The sequence below is a fragment of the Trinickia sp. genome (assembly GCF_036503415.1).
Taxonomy (GTDB): domain Bacteria; phylum Pseudomonadota; class Gammaproteobacteria; order Burkholderiales; family Burkholderiaceae; genus Trinickia.
The window spans coordinates 90,265-106,593 of record NZ_DASXWY010000083.1 but is presented as its reverse complement, the minus strand read 5'-3'; the positions used below and the strand labels follow the sequence as shown (position 1 = coordinate 106,593).

The following is a 16,329-nucleotide window of genomic DNA, read 5'->3' as shown; positions in this document are numbered from 1 at the left end:
GCCTCCCGTGAACATGCCGTCCGCGCGCAGCGCCTCGAGCGTCGTCGCAGTCCCGAGCGTTGCGATCAGCAGATCTTCGCCGGGAAAGGCCGCGCGCGCGCCGATCATCGCCGCCCAGCGGTCGCTGCCCAGGCGCGCCGGCTCCCGATAGCCGTTCGTGACGCCGCACTGATGCGCCAATGCGCGGATCGTCGTACGCGGCAGGCCCGGCCAAGCGGCGTCGATCAGCGCGTCCAGACGTTCTCCCGCGGCGGCGCCCGCCACGTTCGATATCCATGCGCCCGAAGGACGCAGCGATGACGACTGCCACGCCGGTTCCGCGGGGACAGGCTGATCCGATTGCGCCTGCGCAGCGCTCGCGTGCCCGAATACCCCCGTTTCCAACATCGTCCCATCAACCGTGGTCAACGCCCATTTGATGCGGCTGTTGCCTGCGTCAACCAGCAAAAACGGCGCGCGTGTCATGGTGCCGATGGTGCGAGGCGCAGCGAGACATCGCCGGTCGCGATGGCCCGAATGCCGTCGGCCGTTTCGAGCAGCAACTGCCCGGCGTCGTCCACGCCGAGCGCCGTGCCGCGCGCGAACGGTTCGCCGTTTTCGAGCAGCACGACCTCGCGCCCCGCATAGGCGTGGCAGGCGATCCAGCGCGCGCGAAATCCCGCGAAACCCTCGCTGGAAAACGTGTCGACCATGGCGGAGAGCCCCGCCAGGGCGGCGGCAAGCGTCAGCGTGAGGTCAGCGTCCGGCAGGATCTGCGAGAGCGCCGCGGGAGGCGTCGGCCGAGCCTGCTCGGGCAAGGCGGCTGCCGCGGCGGCGAGCTCGGCATCGAGCGCGGGATCGCTGCGAACGTTGATGCCCACGCCGATCACGGCTGCGGTTGCCGTGGCCGTGCTCCAGGCCGTTTCGACGAGAATGCCCGCGAGCTTCCCGCCGTCGAGCAGCAGGTCGTTGGGCCATTTGAGGCCGATGCGCGCCGCGTCGCCGGCCGCCAGCCCGGGCAACGCGCGCAGTCGTTCGACGAGCGCGGCGCCAACGGCCAGGCTCAAACCCGCGAGCCCGGAAAGGGGCCGCGGCACGATGCAGCCCACGGAGAACATCAGCGCGTGGCCCGGTTCCGCCTGCCAGCTACGACCTTGTCGCCCGCGCCCGGCCGTTTGCCGGTAAGCTGCGCGCACCACATGCACGCCCGCCACGGCCCCCTCGCGCGGCATCGCTTTCATGCGCTGCATCAGGTCCGTATTGGTCGAGGCCGTTTCGTCGACGATCTCGAGCATCGGCGAGGACACGGCGCGGCTGAGCGCCACAGCGCGCTCCCGATCGATGCGCGATTCATTTGGGCGGGGCTCGCCCGAGGGCGTCGAGGACGACGCGTCGGAATGGGTATCGGTCATGACGCGTATTGTAGGGCCTGTCATTCGCGTGAGGCGGCTAATGGCATCGAGCGGCATCGAGCGGCATCATAGGGAGCGCGGCGTCGGGCGACGCGAACGGTGCGCTTGCCCCTGTGGCTGGCTACAATGGCCGCTCACCATCGCGAAAGGAGCGTGTCGTCCTTGGACTTCGATACTCCGCCCGGGTTGCAGGTCACGGCCGGCAGCGCCGGTCCGCTCGTGCGTCTGTCGGGCCAATGGACCGCGCTGGCGCTCGCGCGCGATCGGGCCCGCGCCGGTGCGACCACCCGCCTGGTCGGCCTGATGGGGAACACGTCGGCGCAGTGGGATTTGTCGGACATCGCACGGATGGACCACGTCGGTGCGCAGGCGCTCTGGAGCGTCTGGGGACGCAAAATGCCGGACGGGCTCACGCTGACCGAGACGCAACGCGACATTTTCGCGCGCATCGCGTTGCTCGAGAAACAGCGCGAGGAGCCCGAGCGCGTGGAGCGCATCGGTCCGGTCACGGCGCTCGGCGAAGCGATCTTCACGTTCGCCGAGCATGTCCAGGGCGGCGTGACGATGTTCGGGCGCGTGATACTCGATCTGCTCTCGATCGTGCGCCGTCCGTCGAGCGCCCCGTGGACCGAGATCTCGGCCAATATCTATCACGCGGGCACACGCGCGCTGCCGATCACCGCACTCGTGGCGTTCCTGATCGGCATCGTGCTCAGCTACCTCTCGGCGCAGCAGCTTCGGCTTTTTGGCGCCAATCAGTTCATCGTCAACATTCTCGGGCTGGCGGTGATTCGCGAGCTCGGGCCGGTGCTCGCGGCGATCCTCGTCGCGGGCCGGTCGGGGTCGGCGATCACGGCGCAAATCGGCGTCATGCGCGTGACGGAGGAGCTCGACGCGATGCGAGTCATGGGCATCCCGCATGGGCTGCGGTTGATTTTGCCGCGCGTCGTGGCGCTCGGCGTGGCCATGCCGCTGCTCGTGATGTGGACCGACCTGGTCGCGCTGGCCGGCGGCGCGCTTTCGGCGCAATTCGTGCTCGGCATCGACATCAGCTATTTCGTGCGCGCCTTGCCGAAGGTCGTGCCGATCGTGAATCTTTACATCGGCCTCGGCAAGGGGGTGGCGTTCGGTATCCTGATTGCGCTCGTCGCGTGCCATTTCGGCTTTCGCATCCAGCCGAATTCGCAGAGCCTCGGCACCGGCACGACGTCATCCGTCGTGTCGTCGATCACGGTCGTGATTCTGGCCGATGCCATCTTCGCCATCATGTTCCAGAACGTAGGGATCTGAAGAGCCCATGACCGCGCCGCTTTCCGCCGCCGTACGCGACCGCCCGCCGCCGGCCATTGCGGAGACGGTCATCGACGTGCGCGATCTCACCAAGCGCTACGGCAGCAACATCGTGCACGAGCACCTCGATTTCGCGGTACGGCGTGGCGAAATCGTCTCGATCGTCGGGGGCTCGGGCTCCGGCAAGACGACGCTCGTGCGGCAGATCCTCGGTCTCGAGGCGCCAAGCTCAGGCTCCATTCTGCTTTTCGGCGAAGACACGACGAAGGTCGATGCGAAAACGGCGAAGCTCATGCGCAGCCGCCTCGGGATGCTTTTTCAGCAGGGTGCGCTCTTTTCGTCGCTGTCCGTGTTCGATAACGTCGCTCAGCCGCTGCGCGAGCTCGGCCGGGTGCCGCGCAAGCTGTTGCACGACTTCGTGATGCTCAAGCTGGAGATGGTGGGACTGCCTTGCAAGCACGCCTCGAAAATGCCGGCCGCGCTCTCGGGCGGAATGATCAAGCGCGTGGGCATTGCACGCGCGCTCGCGCTCGAGCCGGAGCTGCTGTTTCTCGACGAACCGACAGCGGGCCTCGATCCCCAGTCGTCCGAAGAGTTCGTCGAACTGATCGCGACCCTGCACCGCGCGCTCGGGCTCACTGTCGTCATGGTGACGCACGATCTCGACACCATGGCCGCGATCTCGACGCGTGTGGCCGTCCTCGCCGATCGCAGGGTCCTCGTGGCGGCGCCCATCGAAGAGGCGGCGGGCGTCGATCATCCGTTCATCCGCGAGTTCTTCCTCGGCCGCCGCGGGCGGCGCGCGCTGCAGGCCCTGCCGCCCGAGCGCCGGGCCAAGCTGCCGCCGGCCGCACTCGAGGCCGCGTCGGCCGAAGTGCCCCTGTGAGGCGCCGGCGCGGCGCCTCGCGACTTTGAGCTTCAAGGAATACGCGAATGGAAAACAAGTCGCATGCGTTCTGGACCGGGGTGTTCGCGATCGGACTGACCGTGACGATCGTGCTCGCGGTTTTCTGGTTCAACTTCGATCGCGCGGTGCGCATCCCCTACGATCTCGTATCGCGTACGAGCGTGACGGGACTCACGACCGATGCCCCGGTCCGCTATCGCGGCCTCGATGTGGGCAAAGTGCAGTGGATCCGCTTCGACCCCGCCCATCCCGGGCAGATCGTGATCCGGATTCTCGTGGACAAGAGCACGCCCATGACGCGCTCGACATACGGCAGCCTCGCCTTGCAGGGCGTGACGGGGCTCGCGTTCGTCCAACTCGACGACACCGGGGGCGACCAGGGGCCGCTGCCGTCTTCGTCGAAGCATGTCGCGCAGTTGCAGTTGCGGCCCGGACTGCTCGATCAATTGCAACGGCGCGGCGATGCATTGCTGGGCGAGCTCGAAAGCGTCGCGACGCGTGCGGACGCAATGCTTTCTCCCGAGACGCAGGCTCAATTGATGGCAACCGCCGCGAGCGTGCAGCACGCAGCGGACGCGTTGACGGTGCTCGCTTCGCAGGCCGCGCCCGCGGCGAAGCAATTGCCGGACACGCTCGCACAGACGAGGCGCACGCTCGCATCGGCCGAAACATTGATGAGCACGCTCGGTGCGCCGCACGGGCCGCTTTACGCGAATCTCGACAAAATGGGGGCGGCGGCCGATCGTGCGGGCGCGGCCGTTGCGCAGATGGACGCGTCGATCGAAGCCATGTCGGCGCGCATCGAGTACGACACGTTGCCGCGCGTGAATGCACTCGCGGCCGACGTCGGCGGCGCCGCGCGCTCGATCGACCATGCGGCGACGGTCTTCGGCACGAGCCCGCGCAGTGTGCTGTTCGGCGTCGGTGCCGCTACGCCAGGACCGGGCGAGCGCGGTTTCGCATGGCCCAAAGGGGCTGCCGCCTCGCGCTGAGGACCCGGATTCGAGAAAGAAGGAAGGAAAGGAAACGATCTATGTCACGTATCACGCGTTCGATGGAATCGACTTTGGATACCCGCGCGGGGCGCGTCTTCATGCGCGCGCACTATGCGTCGGCAACGCTTGCCGCGTTGGGGGCGATGCTGCTTGCGGCATGCACGCTGGGTACTCCGGCAGCCGTATCGGATATCCGCTACGACCTCGGGCCCGCGCCCAAGACGCATCCCTCGGTGGTCCCGTTGCCCGCGGTGAGAATGTTCGAAGTGCGCTCGCCGCGCGCGCTCGACAGCGACGCGATCCTCTACCGGATGAACTACGTCGATCCGCGCCAGACCGCGTCCTATGCGCACAGCCACTGGACGATGGCGCCCCCGCAGTTGCTCACGCAGCGCTTGCGCAGCGCGCTTGCCGCGCAAGGCGCCGTGCTCTCCGGCGACGAAACGGCGAGCGCGCCGCTTCTCACCGTCGAGCTCGACCAGTTCGAGCAGGATTTCGATGGCGAGGACCAGAGTCATGGCGCCGTCACCGCGCGCGCGACGTTGGCCCGCGGTGGCAAGGTCCTCGCGCAACGCACGTTCACCGCCCGCGCGCCCGCGAGGACGTCGAGCGCCGCGGGCGGCGTCGGAGCGCTGTCCGCCGCGAGCGACGAACTGATCGCGCAGTTGATCGCATGGCTCGGCATGCAGGCCCCGCTGGCTGCGCAAGCTCAGTAACCTGGCCGCTGCCCAACGGGACGCGACTTCCTCACCTCCAATCGCGGCTGCCGGCAATGAATGCCAGGTGGCTGCGATCGCGTGCGCCATATCGCTCCTTGAGCTGGCGCAGGTGATAGTCGACGGTGTGCGCGCTCATATCGAGCCTGGCGGCAATCTCCTTGTCCGTCAGTCCGAGCACCAGCCAATCCAGGATGTGCTGGTGCAGCGGCGAGAGCAGACCGAACGCCTCCTGCCGTTGGGCCGCGCGCAGATAAGCCGCGCAACGCTGATGCAGCGACGAACCGAACGTCAGGCATTGAACGATGACATCCTCGGTGAGCCAGTCGGCTGCGCTCTCGCGCTGCGACGCAAGGATGAGGATCGAACGCATCGACGTATTGGAAATCGGCAAGCCAAAGGCCAGACCACTCAGGAAACCCTTCTCGCGCATTTCATGGAGGAGCTGTCGGTCCTCGTCGGCAAACTGGCTCGCACCGGATGTGCGCATCAACGTCTTCAGCTCCCATCGCTGCGGCAGCTGGCTGGTCAGCACCGTGCGCAGACGCGCATTGCGTTCGAGCATGCCCGTACTCATCATGCGTTGCATGAGGCTCGGCGCGAAAGCGTTGCGCAGCAGATAGATGCGATCGACTCGGCCGTGGGCGTCGGTCCTCACTGTCAGATAAGCGAGACGACGGAAACCTAGTACGTGCACGACACTGCCGACCAGACGCGTCAGTTCGCCGAGGTCGGCCGCCGCGCCAAATTCAGCGGCGAGGCGCGTCTCGCTGCCGAGCTCATCGCTGCGCAGCATCGGCTCGACCGCGGATTCATCCACATAATGGATCCGGGGCGCGCAGCATGGGACCTGCGAGGTCCTCACGGGCGCTTGAAACCCGGTACAGGCGTCGAACTCGCTTGGCGACAGCACACTCGCCCGCTCGTCATCGAGTGCGTCGTATGACATACCGCCCTCCCGATTGCTGAAGCGCAGAGGAGGTCACCGGTGCTGCGCAGTGCAGCCGTTCGCCATGCCCCTGGTGAATGGCTGGACCCGTTCGCCACGCACGCCCGCGAGGACCCGTGAGTTACTCATGCAGAATCCGGCCCGCCATATACGCAAGCTGGACCCGATTCCGGGCGGCGTATCTGCGTTCCAACTGCTCCAAGTGGTACGCCACGACGTGAGTCGATATCGATAAGCGCTCGGCAATTTCCCGATTGCTGATTCCCTGTGAGACGAAGCGCAGCACAGCATGCTGCACGTCATTCAACACGCCGGCTTCCGGATCTGCAATCAGATGCCGCAGCCGTGGTTCGACGAACTCATGCATGGCAAGGGCGACCGCATGGGCTTCGCCGATCGCTTTATCGGTGATCCAGCGTCGATCGGCTCGCGCGCTCGACAAGGTGACGATCGCCCGCTGGAACGTCTTGCCGGTGGGAAGTCCGATCGTCACGCCGCTGCGCACGCCGGCCCGCGCCGCGCTCTCGCTGAAACGCCGGGTCGCGGGATCGGCATGACGGCCATGCCGGTCCGCGCAGAGCGAAGCGAGGTCCCAAGCGAATGGCCAGTCGCACCGGCTCGCCGGGTCGATGCGAGGATCGCCGCTGAGGAACCCGCTTCGCTCGAAACACGCACGCCAGGCCGGGGGCGAATACGTGTCGAACCATGCGGCATGTCGAACGCTCCCGCCCATGCGGTGTATGCGCCAATAGCACAGCCATTGGAACCCTGCGTCTCGAATCGCGGCGCGAACCTGCCGTTCGCGCGCGACGCCGTCGGGGCAACGCGTGATAGCCGACAACAGCCTGGAGCTACCGGAGGTCGCGTCGTCCGGCGCGGGCCCCTTCGACAACCCGACATCATCGAGTTGTCGCTCGCCGAACGCCGCCACGTCGATGCGATGATCGTCAGCAAGCTTCGTCCGCGAGGGTCCGCGATGAACACGGGATTGCGTTGCGCGCATGTTCACCGTGGCCGCACGCGGTAGATCGCGTTGTTGCGATTCGCACTGAAGTAAACCGTGCCATCGGTACCGATGTCGACGCCTGTCGCCACGTAGGGGGGCGGCATGCCCGGAGCACCGGGCAGGCCGATGGGCAACTGATCGGCGACGATGCGACGCTTTTGCGTGATGGAGTTGATTTCGGTCAGGCGGCCCGCTCCCGCTTCCGCAACGATGAAGGTGCCCCAGGGCGTTTGAGCAACGCCTTCAGGCAGCGCGAGCTGGCTGGCCACCACACGCTTGTTGCCCGTCGCGAGGTCGATCCTCGCAAGGTCGCCCGCGGCAGATTCGGTGACGTAGAGTGCGCCGTCGCGGCCGAGCGTCATTTGCGCCGGTCCCGCCAGCCCCGTGGCCACGATCTTGCGCGTGGCGAACCCCGCACCGCTCGCCTGCGTGATATTGCCGGTGGCGAACTCGGCGACGAGCACGCTGCCGTCCGCGAGCGGCAGCGCAGCGTAGGGCGTCTGCCAGCCGGTCGTCGTGGCGAGCGTCGTGTTGCTCGCGCGATCGAGCACCTGCACGGTGCCGGTGATCCACGAGGCCAAAACGACCAGCTTATCGGAGAGGCCGAGGGCGAATGGGTATTGCAACGTAGAGCCGGCGGCCCACATGCGCATCACGTCTGTCACGGCGCCGCTGGCTAAATCGACCTTGCGGTAGCTGAAAATATCGGCAAGCCACATCTTGCCGCCCGACACCTTGATGCCGGCGGGCACCGCAACCACCCCGCCGGTCAGCAGTCTCGACGAACCGCTCGCCATATCGACAGCCGTGATCGAGTTGTCAGCGAAGTTGGAGACGTAGATCGTGCCGTCAGACGCAAGCACGAGGTTATCCAGCGAGGGCTTCAGCGTCTTGAACACCGTCTTGCGGCCGGTTACCGGATCGACCTTGCTGAGTTCCCCGGTTGCCGCGTCGACGACCCAGAGGTTGCCCGAGGCATCGAGTTTGACGGCGCTGGGCGCGTTGAATTCGGCGTTGATCACGCTGAGCGCGCCGTTCGCCGGGTCGATTCTCACGACGCTGTGCTTGAACCACAGCGGGCCGTAGATCATGCCGTCGGCACCGACCTGAAAGCCGTCCAAGCCGCCGAGGTCCTTCGCGATGAGCCGAGGCGGATGGGCGCCCGTCACGTCGATTTCCCAGAGGGCGTCACCGGCGAAGACCTGGCTGACATAGAGCTTGCCCGTCTTTGGGTCGAAAGCGACGGCATTGATGCCCGGCAAATCGCTGGCCACCACCTGTATCGGCGCACGTGGACCCGCGCGATAGTGCACGACGCCCACCAGATAGCTGGTCCAGGCCATCTGGCCTTGCGGGCCGATGGCGATGTCGTCGGCCTGCCCATCGGGACTGCCGATGAACACCTTTGCGTCACCGGTGGTGCGGTCGACTTGCCAGATCGAATTGCCGATGATCGTGCACGCGAGCAGGCGGCCATGCTCGTCGATTGCCAAGCCATGCACACCCGAGAAATGCGACGGCGCGACAATTGCCTCTGGGACGCGCCAACCATTGGGTTGGGAAGGTTGCGCAGAGGCGCATAAGCTCGCCAGCAGGGAGCAAGCGGTCAAGAAGCGGGCAACGGCACGGTTCATGGTGGGTTTTTCGCGAAGGGCGCTGCGTCGAGTGGGGCGGGACGCGTTCCATGATCCGGACAACGCGCCTGGCGGGCTTGAATCGGCGTGCCGTGTTTGACTCTGCGTGCTCTTATTTTTTATTTAATGGCTGTAGACTGGCTTGCACTATGCAATTCGCATTGCCGTGTCCAGGGGCACCGCACGATGGTGCTGCCGGCTCGTTGTTACGAAGGCGCAACTTTCGCAAACTACTGTCATCGACGAAATGGACCCGCGCGAAAGATTACATACCTCTTACATCGGCGTGCGAGACACGCCGACGCTGTTCGTGACGACGTTGCAGAAGTCGACGATGTTCCTCAACAGGGAACGATGCGACGTAGCCAACCACGGTCTCACTCCGGACTATCCGCTGGAGGACGCATTCGCCGTTTATCTGATGCTGGAAGCGATGCCCAGTTGGGACCTGTGGTGCGACGGCAAGCCTCGACCGGTGGTGGATCATCGAGCCGGGGAAGTCGCGATATACAACCTCGATCAGTTGTGGCGGGCCAACATGCGGGCGACATTCGATTGCCTGCATATTCATATCGCACGCGCAGCATTCGACGAAATTGCATGGGAAGCGGGCACTCAGCGGATCAACGATCTTGTTTGCCCTCCTCACGAGAACACCCTCGATCCGGTGATTTTTTCCTTGGGGACAAGCTTGCTTCCGGCGCTCGAGCACCAGGAACGCGCGAGCCAATTGTTTGTCGAGCACGTCTCATATGCGCTGAATCTGCATATTGCCGTCACGTACGGGAAAATGCAGCTTCGGTTCGCCAGAGTGAACGGTGGTCTCGCTCCTTGGCAGATGCGGCGCGCCACCGACTACCTGATCGAGCGCCTCGATGGACAGGTCTCATTGCTTGAACTTGCCAATTATTGTGGTCTTTCGCGTAGCCATTTTTCGCGTTCATTCAAGCGGTCGACGGGATATGCTCCGCATCAATGGTTGGCGCGCAAACGAGTCGACCGGGCGAAGGATTTGCTGACCAACACCACGCTGGCTCTTTCCGAGATCGCGATCCGGTGCGGTTACGCTGATCAGAGCCATTTCAGCCGTGCGTTCAGCGCGCAGACCTCGGTCACGCCGACCCAGTTCCGACGGGCCCGTTCATCGAAGCGCATCGATGCCGGCTTCGAGATGTCGGCGTCATCCGAAGGCTGATTGCGGACCGGCTCGACGTACGCGGGACCGTCCGGCTGTGCGGGCATCAGCGCTGACCGTGCGCAAAGCCCTGCGCGAGCGGACGGGCCCGCTTACTGGCTATAATCGGCCGGGCCTCGCGTGGGCCTCGTGGGCCGATGCCGCGGCGGCCGCCGCCTGGCGCCGCTTCATTTTTTGGAAATCATGGATTCCTTTTTCAAGTACCACGTATTTTTCTGCGTCAACCGGCGCGAGCCCGGCGCCGATCGCCCAAGCTGCGCGAACTGCAACTCCGAGGCGATGCAGGCCTATGCGAAAAAGCGCGTGAAAGAACTGGGGCTCGCCGGCCCCGGCAACGTCCGGATCAACAAAGCCGGATGCCTCGATCGCTGCGAACTGGGGCCGACCGTCGTCGTGTATCCCGAGGGCACCTGGTACACGTATGTCGACGAATCGGATATCGATGAGATCGTCGAGTCGCACCTCCAACACGGCACGATTGTCGAGCGGCTCAAGATCGATTGACGGAACCACGCGCGCCATGAATGCCCAAACGAAAAAATTTCTGATCGACGGGCCCGTCGGCAAGATCGAAGTTGCCGTCGATATGCCCGCCGATGCGCCGCGCGGCATGGCGCTCGTTGCCCATCCGCATCCGCTGTTCGGCGGCACGATGGACAACAAGGTCGCCGTGACGCTCGCGCGCACCCTGGTGCAACTGGGCTATGTCGTCTACCGGTCGAACTTTCGCGGCGTGGGCGCCACGCAGGGGGAGCACGATAACGGCGTCGGCGAGCGCGACGATTTGATGGCGGTCCTCGAGCATATGCGCGCCGACCCCACGCACGGCACGCTGCCGCTCGTGCTGGCCGGATTCTCGTTCGGCACGGTCGTGCTCTCGCATGTGGCGGCGCGGCTGCGCGATGCCGGCGTCGCCATCGAGCGAATCGTGTTCGTCGGCACGGCCGCGAGCCGCTGGGACGTTGCGCCCGTGCCGGAAAACACGCTCGTCATTCATAGCGAGTTGGACGAAACCGTGCCGATCGGCTCCGTTTTCGAATGGGCCCGGCCGCAGGAGCTGCCCGTGGTGGTCGTTCCGGGCGGCGAACATTTCCTGCATCGCAAGCTGCATATCCTCAAGCGGATCGTGACCGACGCGTGGCGGTAGCCGGCGCGGGCGCCGGTGCGGTTCCGCTCATCGGCGTTTGGGGGCCACAGGTACGCGGAAAATGCAAATCGACGGGATTGCGCCGCGTATAATGGGCGCAATTTTTTTGCACGAGCGTCGCCGCGCGACGGGCGTTCCACCGCTCGGCGATCCGGCGCTCGAGCGCCGAACCGAACGCGCCACCGCCTGTCCAACGCTCGCTTTGCGCCGGGCGGCGCGGCCGCCACGCTGACTTCTCTCGCACGAACTGAATCCTATGCGCTCTTCCTTCTTCGGCATGCCGTCCATTGCCTCGTCTTTCGTTTGCCCTTCGATCGTCCGCACGCTGCCTGCGACACTGGCATCCGCCGCCGCGTTGGCGGCTGCATGCTATGCGCCGGGCGCCGCGGCGCAAGTGCCGCCGCCGGCCGTGACGGCGCGTTCGTGGGTGCTCATCGACGCCACGAGCAACCAGGTTCTTGCCTCGGGCAACGCGAACGAACGCGTCGAGCCGGCTTCGCTCACGAAGCTGATGACGGCTTATCTCGTCTTCGAGGCCCTGCACACGAAGAAGATTTCGATGGATCAGGTCGTGACGCCGAGCCTCGCCGTGCGGCGCGTGCGCAACGACGAATCGCGCATGTTCATCGAAGCCGAAAAGCCGGTGACCGTGCACGATCTCGTCTACGGAATGATCGTGCAGTCGGGTAACGATGCCGCGATCGCGCTGGCGGAACTCGTCGGCGGGACGGAAGGGCATTTCGTCGAAATGATGAATGCCGAAGCGAAGAAGCTCGGCATGACCGGCACGCACTATGCCGACGTCAACGGCATGCCCGACCCGCAGCACTACACGACGGCGGCCGATCTGGCGACGCTTTCCGCGCATCTGATTCGCGACTATCCCGAGTACTACTCGATCTTCGCGGTCAAGGAATTCACCTATAACAAGATCAAGCAGCCGAACCGCAATCGTCTGCTGTGGCTCGATCCGAGCGTCGACGGTCTGAAGACGGGTCACACGCAGGCGGCAGGCTACTGCCTGATCGCGTCGGCGAAGCGCTCGTTGCCTGGCGTGCCCGATGCATCGCGCCGTCTCGTCAGCGTCATGATGGGCGAGCAAAAAGAACACGAGCGCGTGCAGGACAGCATGAAGATGCTGAACTATGGCTATAGCGCTTATGACGTGGTCCGGCTCGTGAAGGCGAATCAGGTGGTGCAGACGCCGCGCGTGTACAAGGGCGCGGCCAACAGCGTGCCCGTCGGCGTGAAGAGCGACCAGTACATCACCGTGCCGCGCGGCATGGGCGACAAGGTCAAGCAGCAGGTGACGCTGAATGCGCCGCTCGTCGCGCCGATCGCCGAGGGGCAGCCGCTCGGAACGGTGCAGATCGTCGGAGATGGCAAGACGCTGACCCAGTTCCCCATCGTCGCGCTTCAGCCGGTGCCGGCTGCCGGCATCGGTGGGCGTATCTGGGACTCGTTGATGCTGATGTTCAGCAAGAAGTGAAGTGGAGCCACGCGAAATGAGCCCGGTCAATGAATCGCTGTTCGAGTTTCCATGCGACTTTCCGATCAAGGTGATGGGGAAGTCCCACCCCGATTTCGCGGAAACGATCGTGACCGTCGTGCGCGATTTCGATCCGACCTTCGAGGCGTCCCGCATCGAAATGCGGGCGTCGAGCGGCGGCAACTACATCGGCTTGACGGTGACCGTGCGCGCCACGAGCCGCGAGCAGCTCGACGACATCTATCGCGCACTCACCGGGCATCCTATGGTGTCGGTCGTGCTCTGAGCTCTGCGCACTTTCGCGATACCGCCGACATCCATAGTATCTAGCCGGTCGCAGGCGAAATCAGCGCACTGTCCGCCGCCTGCGCGCCAGCCGCGCCTCTGCAGGCCTTCACGTATAACGCCCGGAAGCGCTCCACCTCCTCGAATATCCATGTGTGGAAGGCCTGCACCCGCGCGGTTGCGATGAGAGACGGCGGGCATACGAAGTAATAGCTGGCGGTGCTCGGCGCATCGATGTCGAAAAGGCGCACGAGCCGTCCAGCCGCGAGCTCGTGCGTGGCGATCGACCGGCGCACGAGTCCAACGCCCTGGCCGTCGATGACAGCCTGCAGCAAATTCGACGAATCCTGATAGAGCACGCCCCGCCGCGGTTCGCTGATATTGCCGAGCCCCGCCACATCGAACCAAGGGCGCCAAAGTTCGTCATCCGACCGCAAAAGCCGCGCGTCCACCAGGTCGGCCGGCGTCTTCGGCAGCGCCCCCCCGTTGTAAGACGGCGCGCACACGGGAAAGAACACTTCATCCAGCAGCGGCTCGACATATAGATCCGGATAGTGTCCGCTGCCGTAGCGGATCGCGAGATCGACGTCGTCGCGCGTGAAATCGGTGAGGGCATTGGTCGATAGCAGCTCGACGTCGATTTGCGGGTTGCGTTCGATGAAGCTGCCGATGCGCGGGGTGATCCATCGTGCGGAGAACGACGAAGCCGATGAGACGATGAGGCGCCGCTCGCGGTCGGACGAGCGCACGTCATATGTCGCATCGGCGAGCGCCATCAGCGCGGCGCGTACGGCCTTGGCATAGCGGCCGCCGGTCTCGGTGAGCCGGACGCGTCTGCCGTCGCGAGCGAAAAGGGCGGTGCCGAGCTGCTCTTCCAATGCACGAATCTGGTGGCTGACCGCGCCATGCGTGACGAACAACTCATTGGCGGCGCGCGAAAAGCTCTCGTGCCGCGCAGCGGCCTCGAACACGCGCAGCGCGTTGAGCGGGGGGAGGTGTCGGAGGTTCATTGTGAATTTATTTCACATATCGGTGAGAATTGATCGTTTTACGCTGAGGTCCGCCACGCCTAGGATTCTAGTCATCGAAGGCCCCTTTTTGGAAACGATCATGAGAAAAATATCCTCAAGCATCACGTTCGAAATCGAACCTGGCGAAACGGCTTCCATGTTGATCGGCGACAGCACCCGGCTGACAGCCGACGGTGGGCCGCTCTGGGTGACGCGTAGCAATGACGTCGAAGATTACTGGCTCCAGCCCGGCACTGCGCTGCATCTGCGCCGCGGCGAGCGCTTGTGGCTCAGCGTCGAAGGCAGCGAGAAGGCCGAGGCACGATTCGTCGCGCCGCTGACGAGCCGTGCGCTCGTTCAGGATTGGCTCGGTGCACTCACGGAGCGTCTCGCCGCGCGCTGGCGCGGTGGGTGGCACGCGGTCTGATGCAGACTCGCGGCCCCGGGGCGGCGGCGTCTTGCTGCCGCCCCGCTTGCATAGGCGCGGTGGCGGCCCGGCGGCGTCGGTCCGATTCCGGTAAACTGCGCAAATCATGTGTCCCGCGTCGAACCCCGAAACCGCCGTCTCTCCGGAAATCATTCCGCAAAGCCCGAGGGCGACGGCTGACGCCGGTCTGACCGTCCGCTGGCGCGGGCTCGAACCTTACGAGGCCAGCTTTACCGCGATGCGCGAGTTCACCGAATCGCGTACCGACGCCACGGCCGATGAACTCTGGCTGGTCGAACATCCCCCTGTTTTCACGCTGGGCCAAGCCGGCAATCCGGCGCATTTGCTGGCGGCGGACCCTGCCATTGCGCTGGTCAAAGTCGACCGCGGGGGGCAGATCACTTACCACGGGCCCGGTCAGGTCGTCGCCTATTTGCTGCTGAATCTCAGGCGGCGCGGCATTCTCGTGCGTCAACTCGTCACGCTGATCGAGGAGGCCGTGATCGAGACGCTCGCGGCGTATAATCTCGCCGGCGAGCGCCGTGCCGGTGCCCCCGGCATCTATGTGGCGCCCGGGTCACGCGCGGGGACGCACGCCGGCGCGAAGATCGCGGCGCTTGGCCTGAAGATTCGCAACGGATGCAGCTATCACGGTGTCAGCCTCAACGTGAACATGGATCTGCGCCCGTTTCTCGCGATCAATCCGTGCGGCTATGCGGGGCTCGAAACGGTGGATATGGCCACCTTCGGCGTCACCGCCGGCTGGCGCGATGTCGCCGGCACGCTGGCCGCGCGCCTTGCCGCCAACCTCGACATCGCTCTCGCGCATCGCTCATCGACTGGATCTACCGAATGACAGACCTTCATGCCCAACCGGCCGACGCCGCCACGACAGGCGCCGCCGACGTCCGCGAGCCCGCCACCGCCGCGTATGACGCCAGCGCGAAGCAAAAGGCCCAAGCCAAGACGGCACGGATTCCGATCAAGATCGTGCCGATCGAAAAGCTGAAAAAGCCGGAGTGGATTCGCGTGAAGGCGGCGACGGGCAGCTCGCGCTTCAGCGAGATCAAGCAGATCCTGCGCGAGCACAACCTGCATACCGTCTGCGAGGAAGCGAGCTGTCCGAACATCGGCGAGTGCTTCGGCAAGGGCACGGCCACGTTCATGATCATGGGCGACAAATGCACGCGGCGCTGCCCGTTTTGCGACGTGGGTCATGGCCGCCCGGACCCGCTCGATACCGAAGAGCCGCTCAATCTGGCCCGAACGATAGCGGCGCTCAAGCTCAAGTACGTGGTCATTACGAGCGTCGATCGCGACGATCTTCGGGACGGGGGCGCCGCGCACTTCGTCGAATGCATTCAGAAGGTTCGCGAGCTTTCGCCGCAAACCCGCATCGAAATTCTCACGCCGGACTTTCGCGGCCGGCTCGACCGTGCGCTCTCGATTCTGACGAGCGCGCCGCCCGATGTCATGAATCACAATCTCGAAACGGTGCCGCGGCTTTACAAGGAAGCCCGACCGGGCTCCGATTACGCGCATTCGCTGAAGCTGCTGAAGGACTTCAAGGCGCTGCATCCGGAAGTCGCGACGAAGTCCGGCCTGATGGTGGGACTCGGCGAGACGGAGGAAGAGATCCTTCAGGTCATGCGCGATCTGCGCGCGCACGATGTCGATATGCTGACGATCGGCCAGTATCTGCAGCCGTCGGAACATCACCTGCCGGTGCGTGCGTACGTTCACCCGGACGTTTTCAAGATGTACGAGGCCGAGGCTTACAAGATGGGCTTCACGCATGCCGCGGTCGGGGCGATGGTGCGCTCGAGCTACCACGCGGATCTGCAGGCGCACGGCGCCGGCGTCGTGGCGGAAATATAAAAAAAGCGTT

General features: G+C 65.0%; 18 protein-coding genes. 12 read left to right on the top strand and 6 right to left on the bottom strand.

The window, feature by feature from the left end:
• Positions 1-465: type III pantothenate kinase (locus tag VGL01_RS11670; protein WP_331569394.1), on the bottom strand; the 465-nt coding region annotated here is incomplete at its 3' end.
• The gene (locus VGL01_RS11665) at positions 462-1,391 is read right to left on the bottom strand and encodes a biotin--[acetyl-CoA-carboxylase] ligase (protein WP_331569392.1); all 930 of its coding nucleotides are present in this window, start codon (positions 1,389-1,391) and stop codon (positions 462-464) included. The genes VGL01_RS11670 and VGL01_RS11665, both read right to left, overlap by 4 nt.
• Before the next feature lie 162 nt (positions 1,392-1,553).
• On the opposite strand from VGL01_RS11665, the gene VGL01_RS11660 reads away from it, so the two are divergent.
• The 4 genes from VGL01_RS11660 to VGL01_RS11645 are packed head-to-tail and all read left to right on the top strand — an operon-like array spanning position 1,554 to position 5,299.
• On the top strand, positions 1,554-2,681 hold the full coding sequence (locus tag VGL01_RS11660; RefSeq protein ID WP_331569390.1) for an ABC transporter permease: 1,128 nt from the start codon (positions 1,554-1,556) through the stop codon (positions 2,679-2,681).
• Positions 2,682-2,688: 7 nt separating this feature from the next.
• Positions 2,689-3,567, top strand: a complete 879-nt coding sequence (locus tag VGL01_RS11655) for an ABC transporter ATP-binding protein (RefSeq protein ID WP_331569388.1) — start codon at positions 2,689-2,691, stop codon at positions 3,565-3,567.
• Positions 3,568-3,614: 47 nt separating this feature from the next.
• Positions 3,615-4,580, top strand: coding sequence for an MlaD family protein (locus VGL01_RS11650; RefSeq protein ID WP_331569386.1), 966 nt, complete (start codon positions 3,615-3,617; stop codon positions 4,578-4,580).
• A 41-nt stretch (positions 4,581-4,621) separates the two neighbouring features.
• Positions 4,622-5,299: an ABC-type transport auxiliary lipoprotein family protein gene (locus tag VGL01_RS11645; RefSeq protein ID WP_331569384.1), complete on the top strand. Its 678-nt coding sequence runs from the start codon at positions 4,622-4,624 to the stop codon at positions 5,297-5,299.
• A 31-nt stretch (positions 5,300-5,330) separates the two neighbouring features.
• On the opposite strand, the gene VGL01_RS11640 is transcribed toward VGL01_RS11645, so the two are convergent.
• The 3 genes from VGL01_RS11640 to VGL01_RS11630 form a co-directional block, all read right to left on the bottom strand.
• Positions 5,331-6,248 (bottom strand): helix-turn-helix transcriptional regulator, encoded by a 918-nt coding sequence (locus VGL01_RS11640; protein ID WP_331569382.1) that lies wholly within the window; start codon positions 6,246-6,248, stop codon positions 5,331-5,333.
• Positions 6,249-6,369: 121 nt separating this feature from the next.
• On the bottom strand, positions 6,370-7,251 hold the full coding sequence (locus VGL01_RS11635) for a helix-turn-helix transcriptional regulator (protein ID WP_331569380.1): 882 nt from the start codon (positions 7,249-7,251) through the stop codon (positions 6,370-6,372).
• A 2-nt stretch (positions 7,252-7,253) separates the two neighbouring features.
• Entirely contained in the window at positions 7,254-8,756 is a 1,503-nt protein-coding gene (locus VGL01_RS11630) for a hypothetical protein (protein WP_331569379.1), read from the bottom strand.
• A 379-nt stretch (positions 8,757-9,135) separates the two neighbouring features.
• Here VGL01_RS11630 and VGL01_RS11625 point away from each other — a divergent pair, with 379 nt between their 5' ends.
• From VGL01_RS11625 to VGL01_RS11605, 5 genes are all read left to right on the top strand, one after another.
• The gene (locus VGL01_RS11625; protein ID WP_331569377.1) at positions 9,136-10,083 is read left to right on the top strand and encodes an AraC family transcriptional regulator; all 948 of its coding nucleotides are present in this window, start codon (positions 9,136-9,138) and stop codon (positions 10,081-10,083) included.
• A gap of 183 nt (positions 10,084-10,266) precedes the next feature.
• Positions 10,267-10,587, top strand: coding sequence for a (2Fe-2S) ferredoxin domain-containing protein (locus VGL01_RS11620; protein WP_173255013.1), 321 nt, complete (start codon positions 10,267-10,269; stop codon positions 10,585-10,587).
• Between the two features lie 16 nt (positions 10,588-10,603).
• A complete protein-coding gene (locus tag VGL01_RS11615) occupies positions 10,604-11,230 on the top strand; it encodes an alpha/beta hydrolase (RefSeq protein WP_331569375.1) in 627 nt (208 codons plus the stop codon).
• A gap of 256 nt (positions 11,231-11,486) precedes the next feature.
• On the top strand, positions 11,487-12,719 hold the full coding sequence (locus tag VGL01_RS11610) for a D-alanyl-D-alanine carboxypeptidase family protein (RefSeq protein ID WP_331569373.1): 1,233 nt from the start codon (positions 11,487-11,489) through the stop codon (positions 12,717-12,719).
• 16 nt (positions 12,720-12,735) lie between these two features.
• Positions 12,736-13,005: a DUF493 family protein gene (locus VGL01_RS11605; RefSeq protein WP_173255016.1), complete on the top strand. Its 270-nt coding sequence runs from the start codon at positions 12,736-12,738 to the stop codon at positions 13,003-13,005.
• A gap of 40 nt (positions 13,006-13,045) precedes the next feature.
• Here VGL01_RS11605 and VGL01_RS11600 read toward each other — a convergent pair whose 3' ends face one another.
• Positions 13,046-14,014, bottom strand: coding sequence for a transcriptional regulator GcvA (locus VGL01_RS11600; protein WP_331569371.1), 969 nt, complete (start codon positions 14,012-14,014; stop codon positions 13,046-13,048).
• A gap of 100 nt (positions 14,015-14,114) precedes the next feature.
• Between VGL01_RS11600 and VGL01_RS11595 the strand changes: the two genes are divergently transcribed.
• The 3 genes from VGL01_RS11595 (at position 14,115) to lipA (ending at position 16,319) form a co-directional block, all read left to right on the top strand.
• Positions 14,115-14,441, top strand: a complete 327-nt coding sequence (locus tag VGL01_RS11595) for a DUF2917 domain-containing protein (protein ID WP_331569369.1) — start codon at positions 14,115-14,117, stop codon at positions 14,439-14,441.
• Positions 14,442-14,547: 106 nt separating this feature from the next.
• A complete protein-coding gene (gene lipB / locus VGL01_RS11590; RefSeq protein ID WP_331569367.1) occupies positions 14,548-15,297 on the top strand; it encodes a lipoyl(octanoyl) transferase LipB in 750 nt (249 codons plus the stop codon).
• Positions 15,294-16,319, top strand: a complete 1,026-nt coding sequence (gene lipA / locus VGL01_RS11585; RefSeq protein WP_331569365.1) for a lipoyl synthase — start codon at positions 15,294-15,296, stop codon at positions 16,317-16,319. Before lipB ends, lipA begins: the two co-directional genes overlap by 4 nt.
• Positions 16,320-16,329: the final 10 nt, after the last annotated feature.

Coding starts and splice junctions, on each gene's coding strand:
- VGL01_RS11665 (WP_331569392.1), bottom strand. CDS start 1,391: ATGACCGATACCCATTCCGACGCGTCGTCCTCGACGCCCTCGGGCGAG.
- VGL01_RS11655 (WP_331569388.1), top strand. CDS start 2,689: ATGACCGCGCCGCTTTCCGCCGCCGTACGCGACCGCCCGCCGCCGGCC.
- VGL01_RS11650 (WP_331569386.1), top strand. CDS start 3,615: ATGGAAAACAAGTCGCATGCGTTCTGGACCGGGGTGTTCGCGATCGGA.
- VGL01_RS11645 (WP_331569384.1), top strand. CDS start 4,622: ATGTCACGTATCACGCGTTCGATGGAATCGACTTTGGATACCCGCGCG.
- VGL01_RS11640 (WP_331569382.1), bottom strand. CDS start 6,248: ATGTCATACGACGCACTCGATGACGAGCGGGCGAGTGTGCTGTCGCCA.
- VGL01_RS11635 (WP_331569380.1), bottom strand. CDS start 7,251: ATGCGCGCAACGCAATCCCGTGTTCATCGCGGACCCTCGCGGACGAAG.
- VGL01_RS11625 (WP_331569377.1), top strand. CDS start 9,136: ATGGACCCGCGCGAAAGATTACATACCTCTTACATCGGCGTGCGAGAC.
- VGL01_RS11620 (WP_173255013.1), top strand. CDS start 10,267: ATGGATTCCTTTTTCAAGTACCACGTATTTTTCTGCGTCAACCGGCGC.
- VGL01_RS11615 (WP_331569375.1), top strand. CDS start 10,604: ATGAATGCCCAAACGAAAAAATTTCTGATCGACGGGCCCGTCGGCAAG.
- VGL01_RS11610 (WP_331569373.1), top strand. CDS start 11,487: ATGCGCTCTTCCTTCTTCGGCATGCCGTCCATTGCCTCGTCTTTCGTT.
- VGL01_RS11605 (WP_173255016.1), top strand. CDS start 12,736: ATGAGCCCGGTCAATGAATCGCTGTTCGAGTTTCCATGCGACTTTCCG.
- VGL01_RS11600 (WP_331569371.1), bottom strand. CDS start 14,014: ATGAACCTCCGACACCTCCCCCCGCTCAACGCGCTGCGCGTGTTCGAG.
- VGL01_RS11595 (WP_331569369.1), top strand. CDS start 14,115: ATGAGAAAAATATCCTCAAGCATCACGTTCGAAATCGAACCTGGCGAA.
- lipB (WP_331569367.1), top strand. CDS start 14,548: ATGTGTCCCGCGTCGAACCCCGAAACCGCCGTCTCTCCGGAAATCATT.
- lipA (WP_331569365.1), top strand. CDS start 15,294: ATGACAGACCTTCATGCCCAACCGGCCGACGCCGCCACGACAGGCGCC.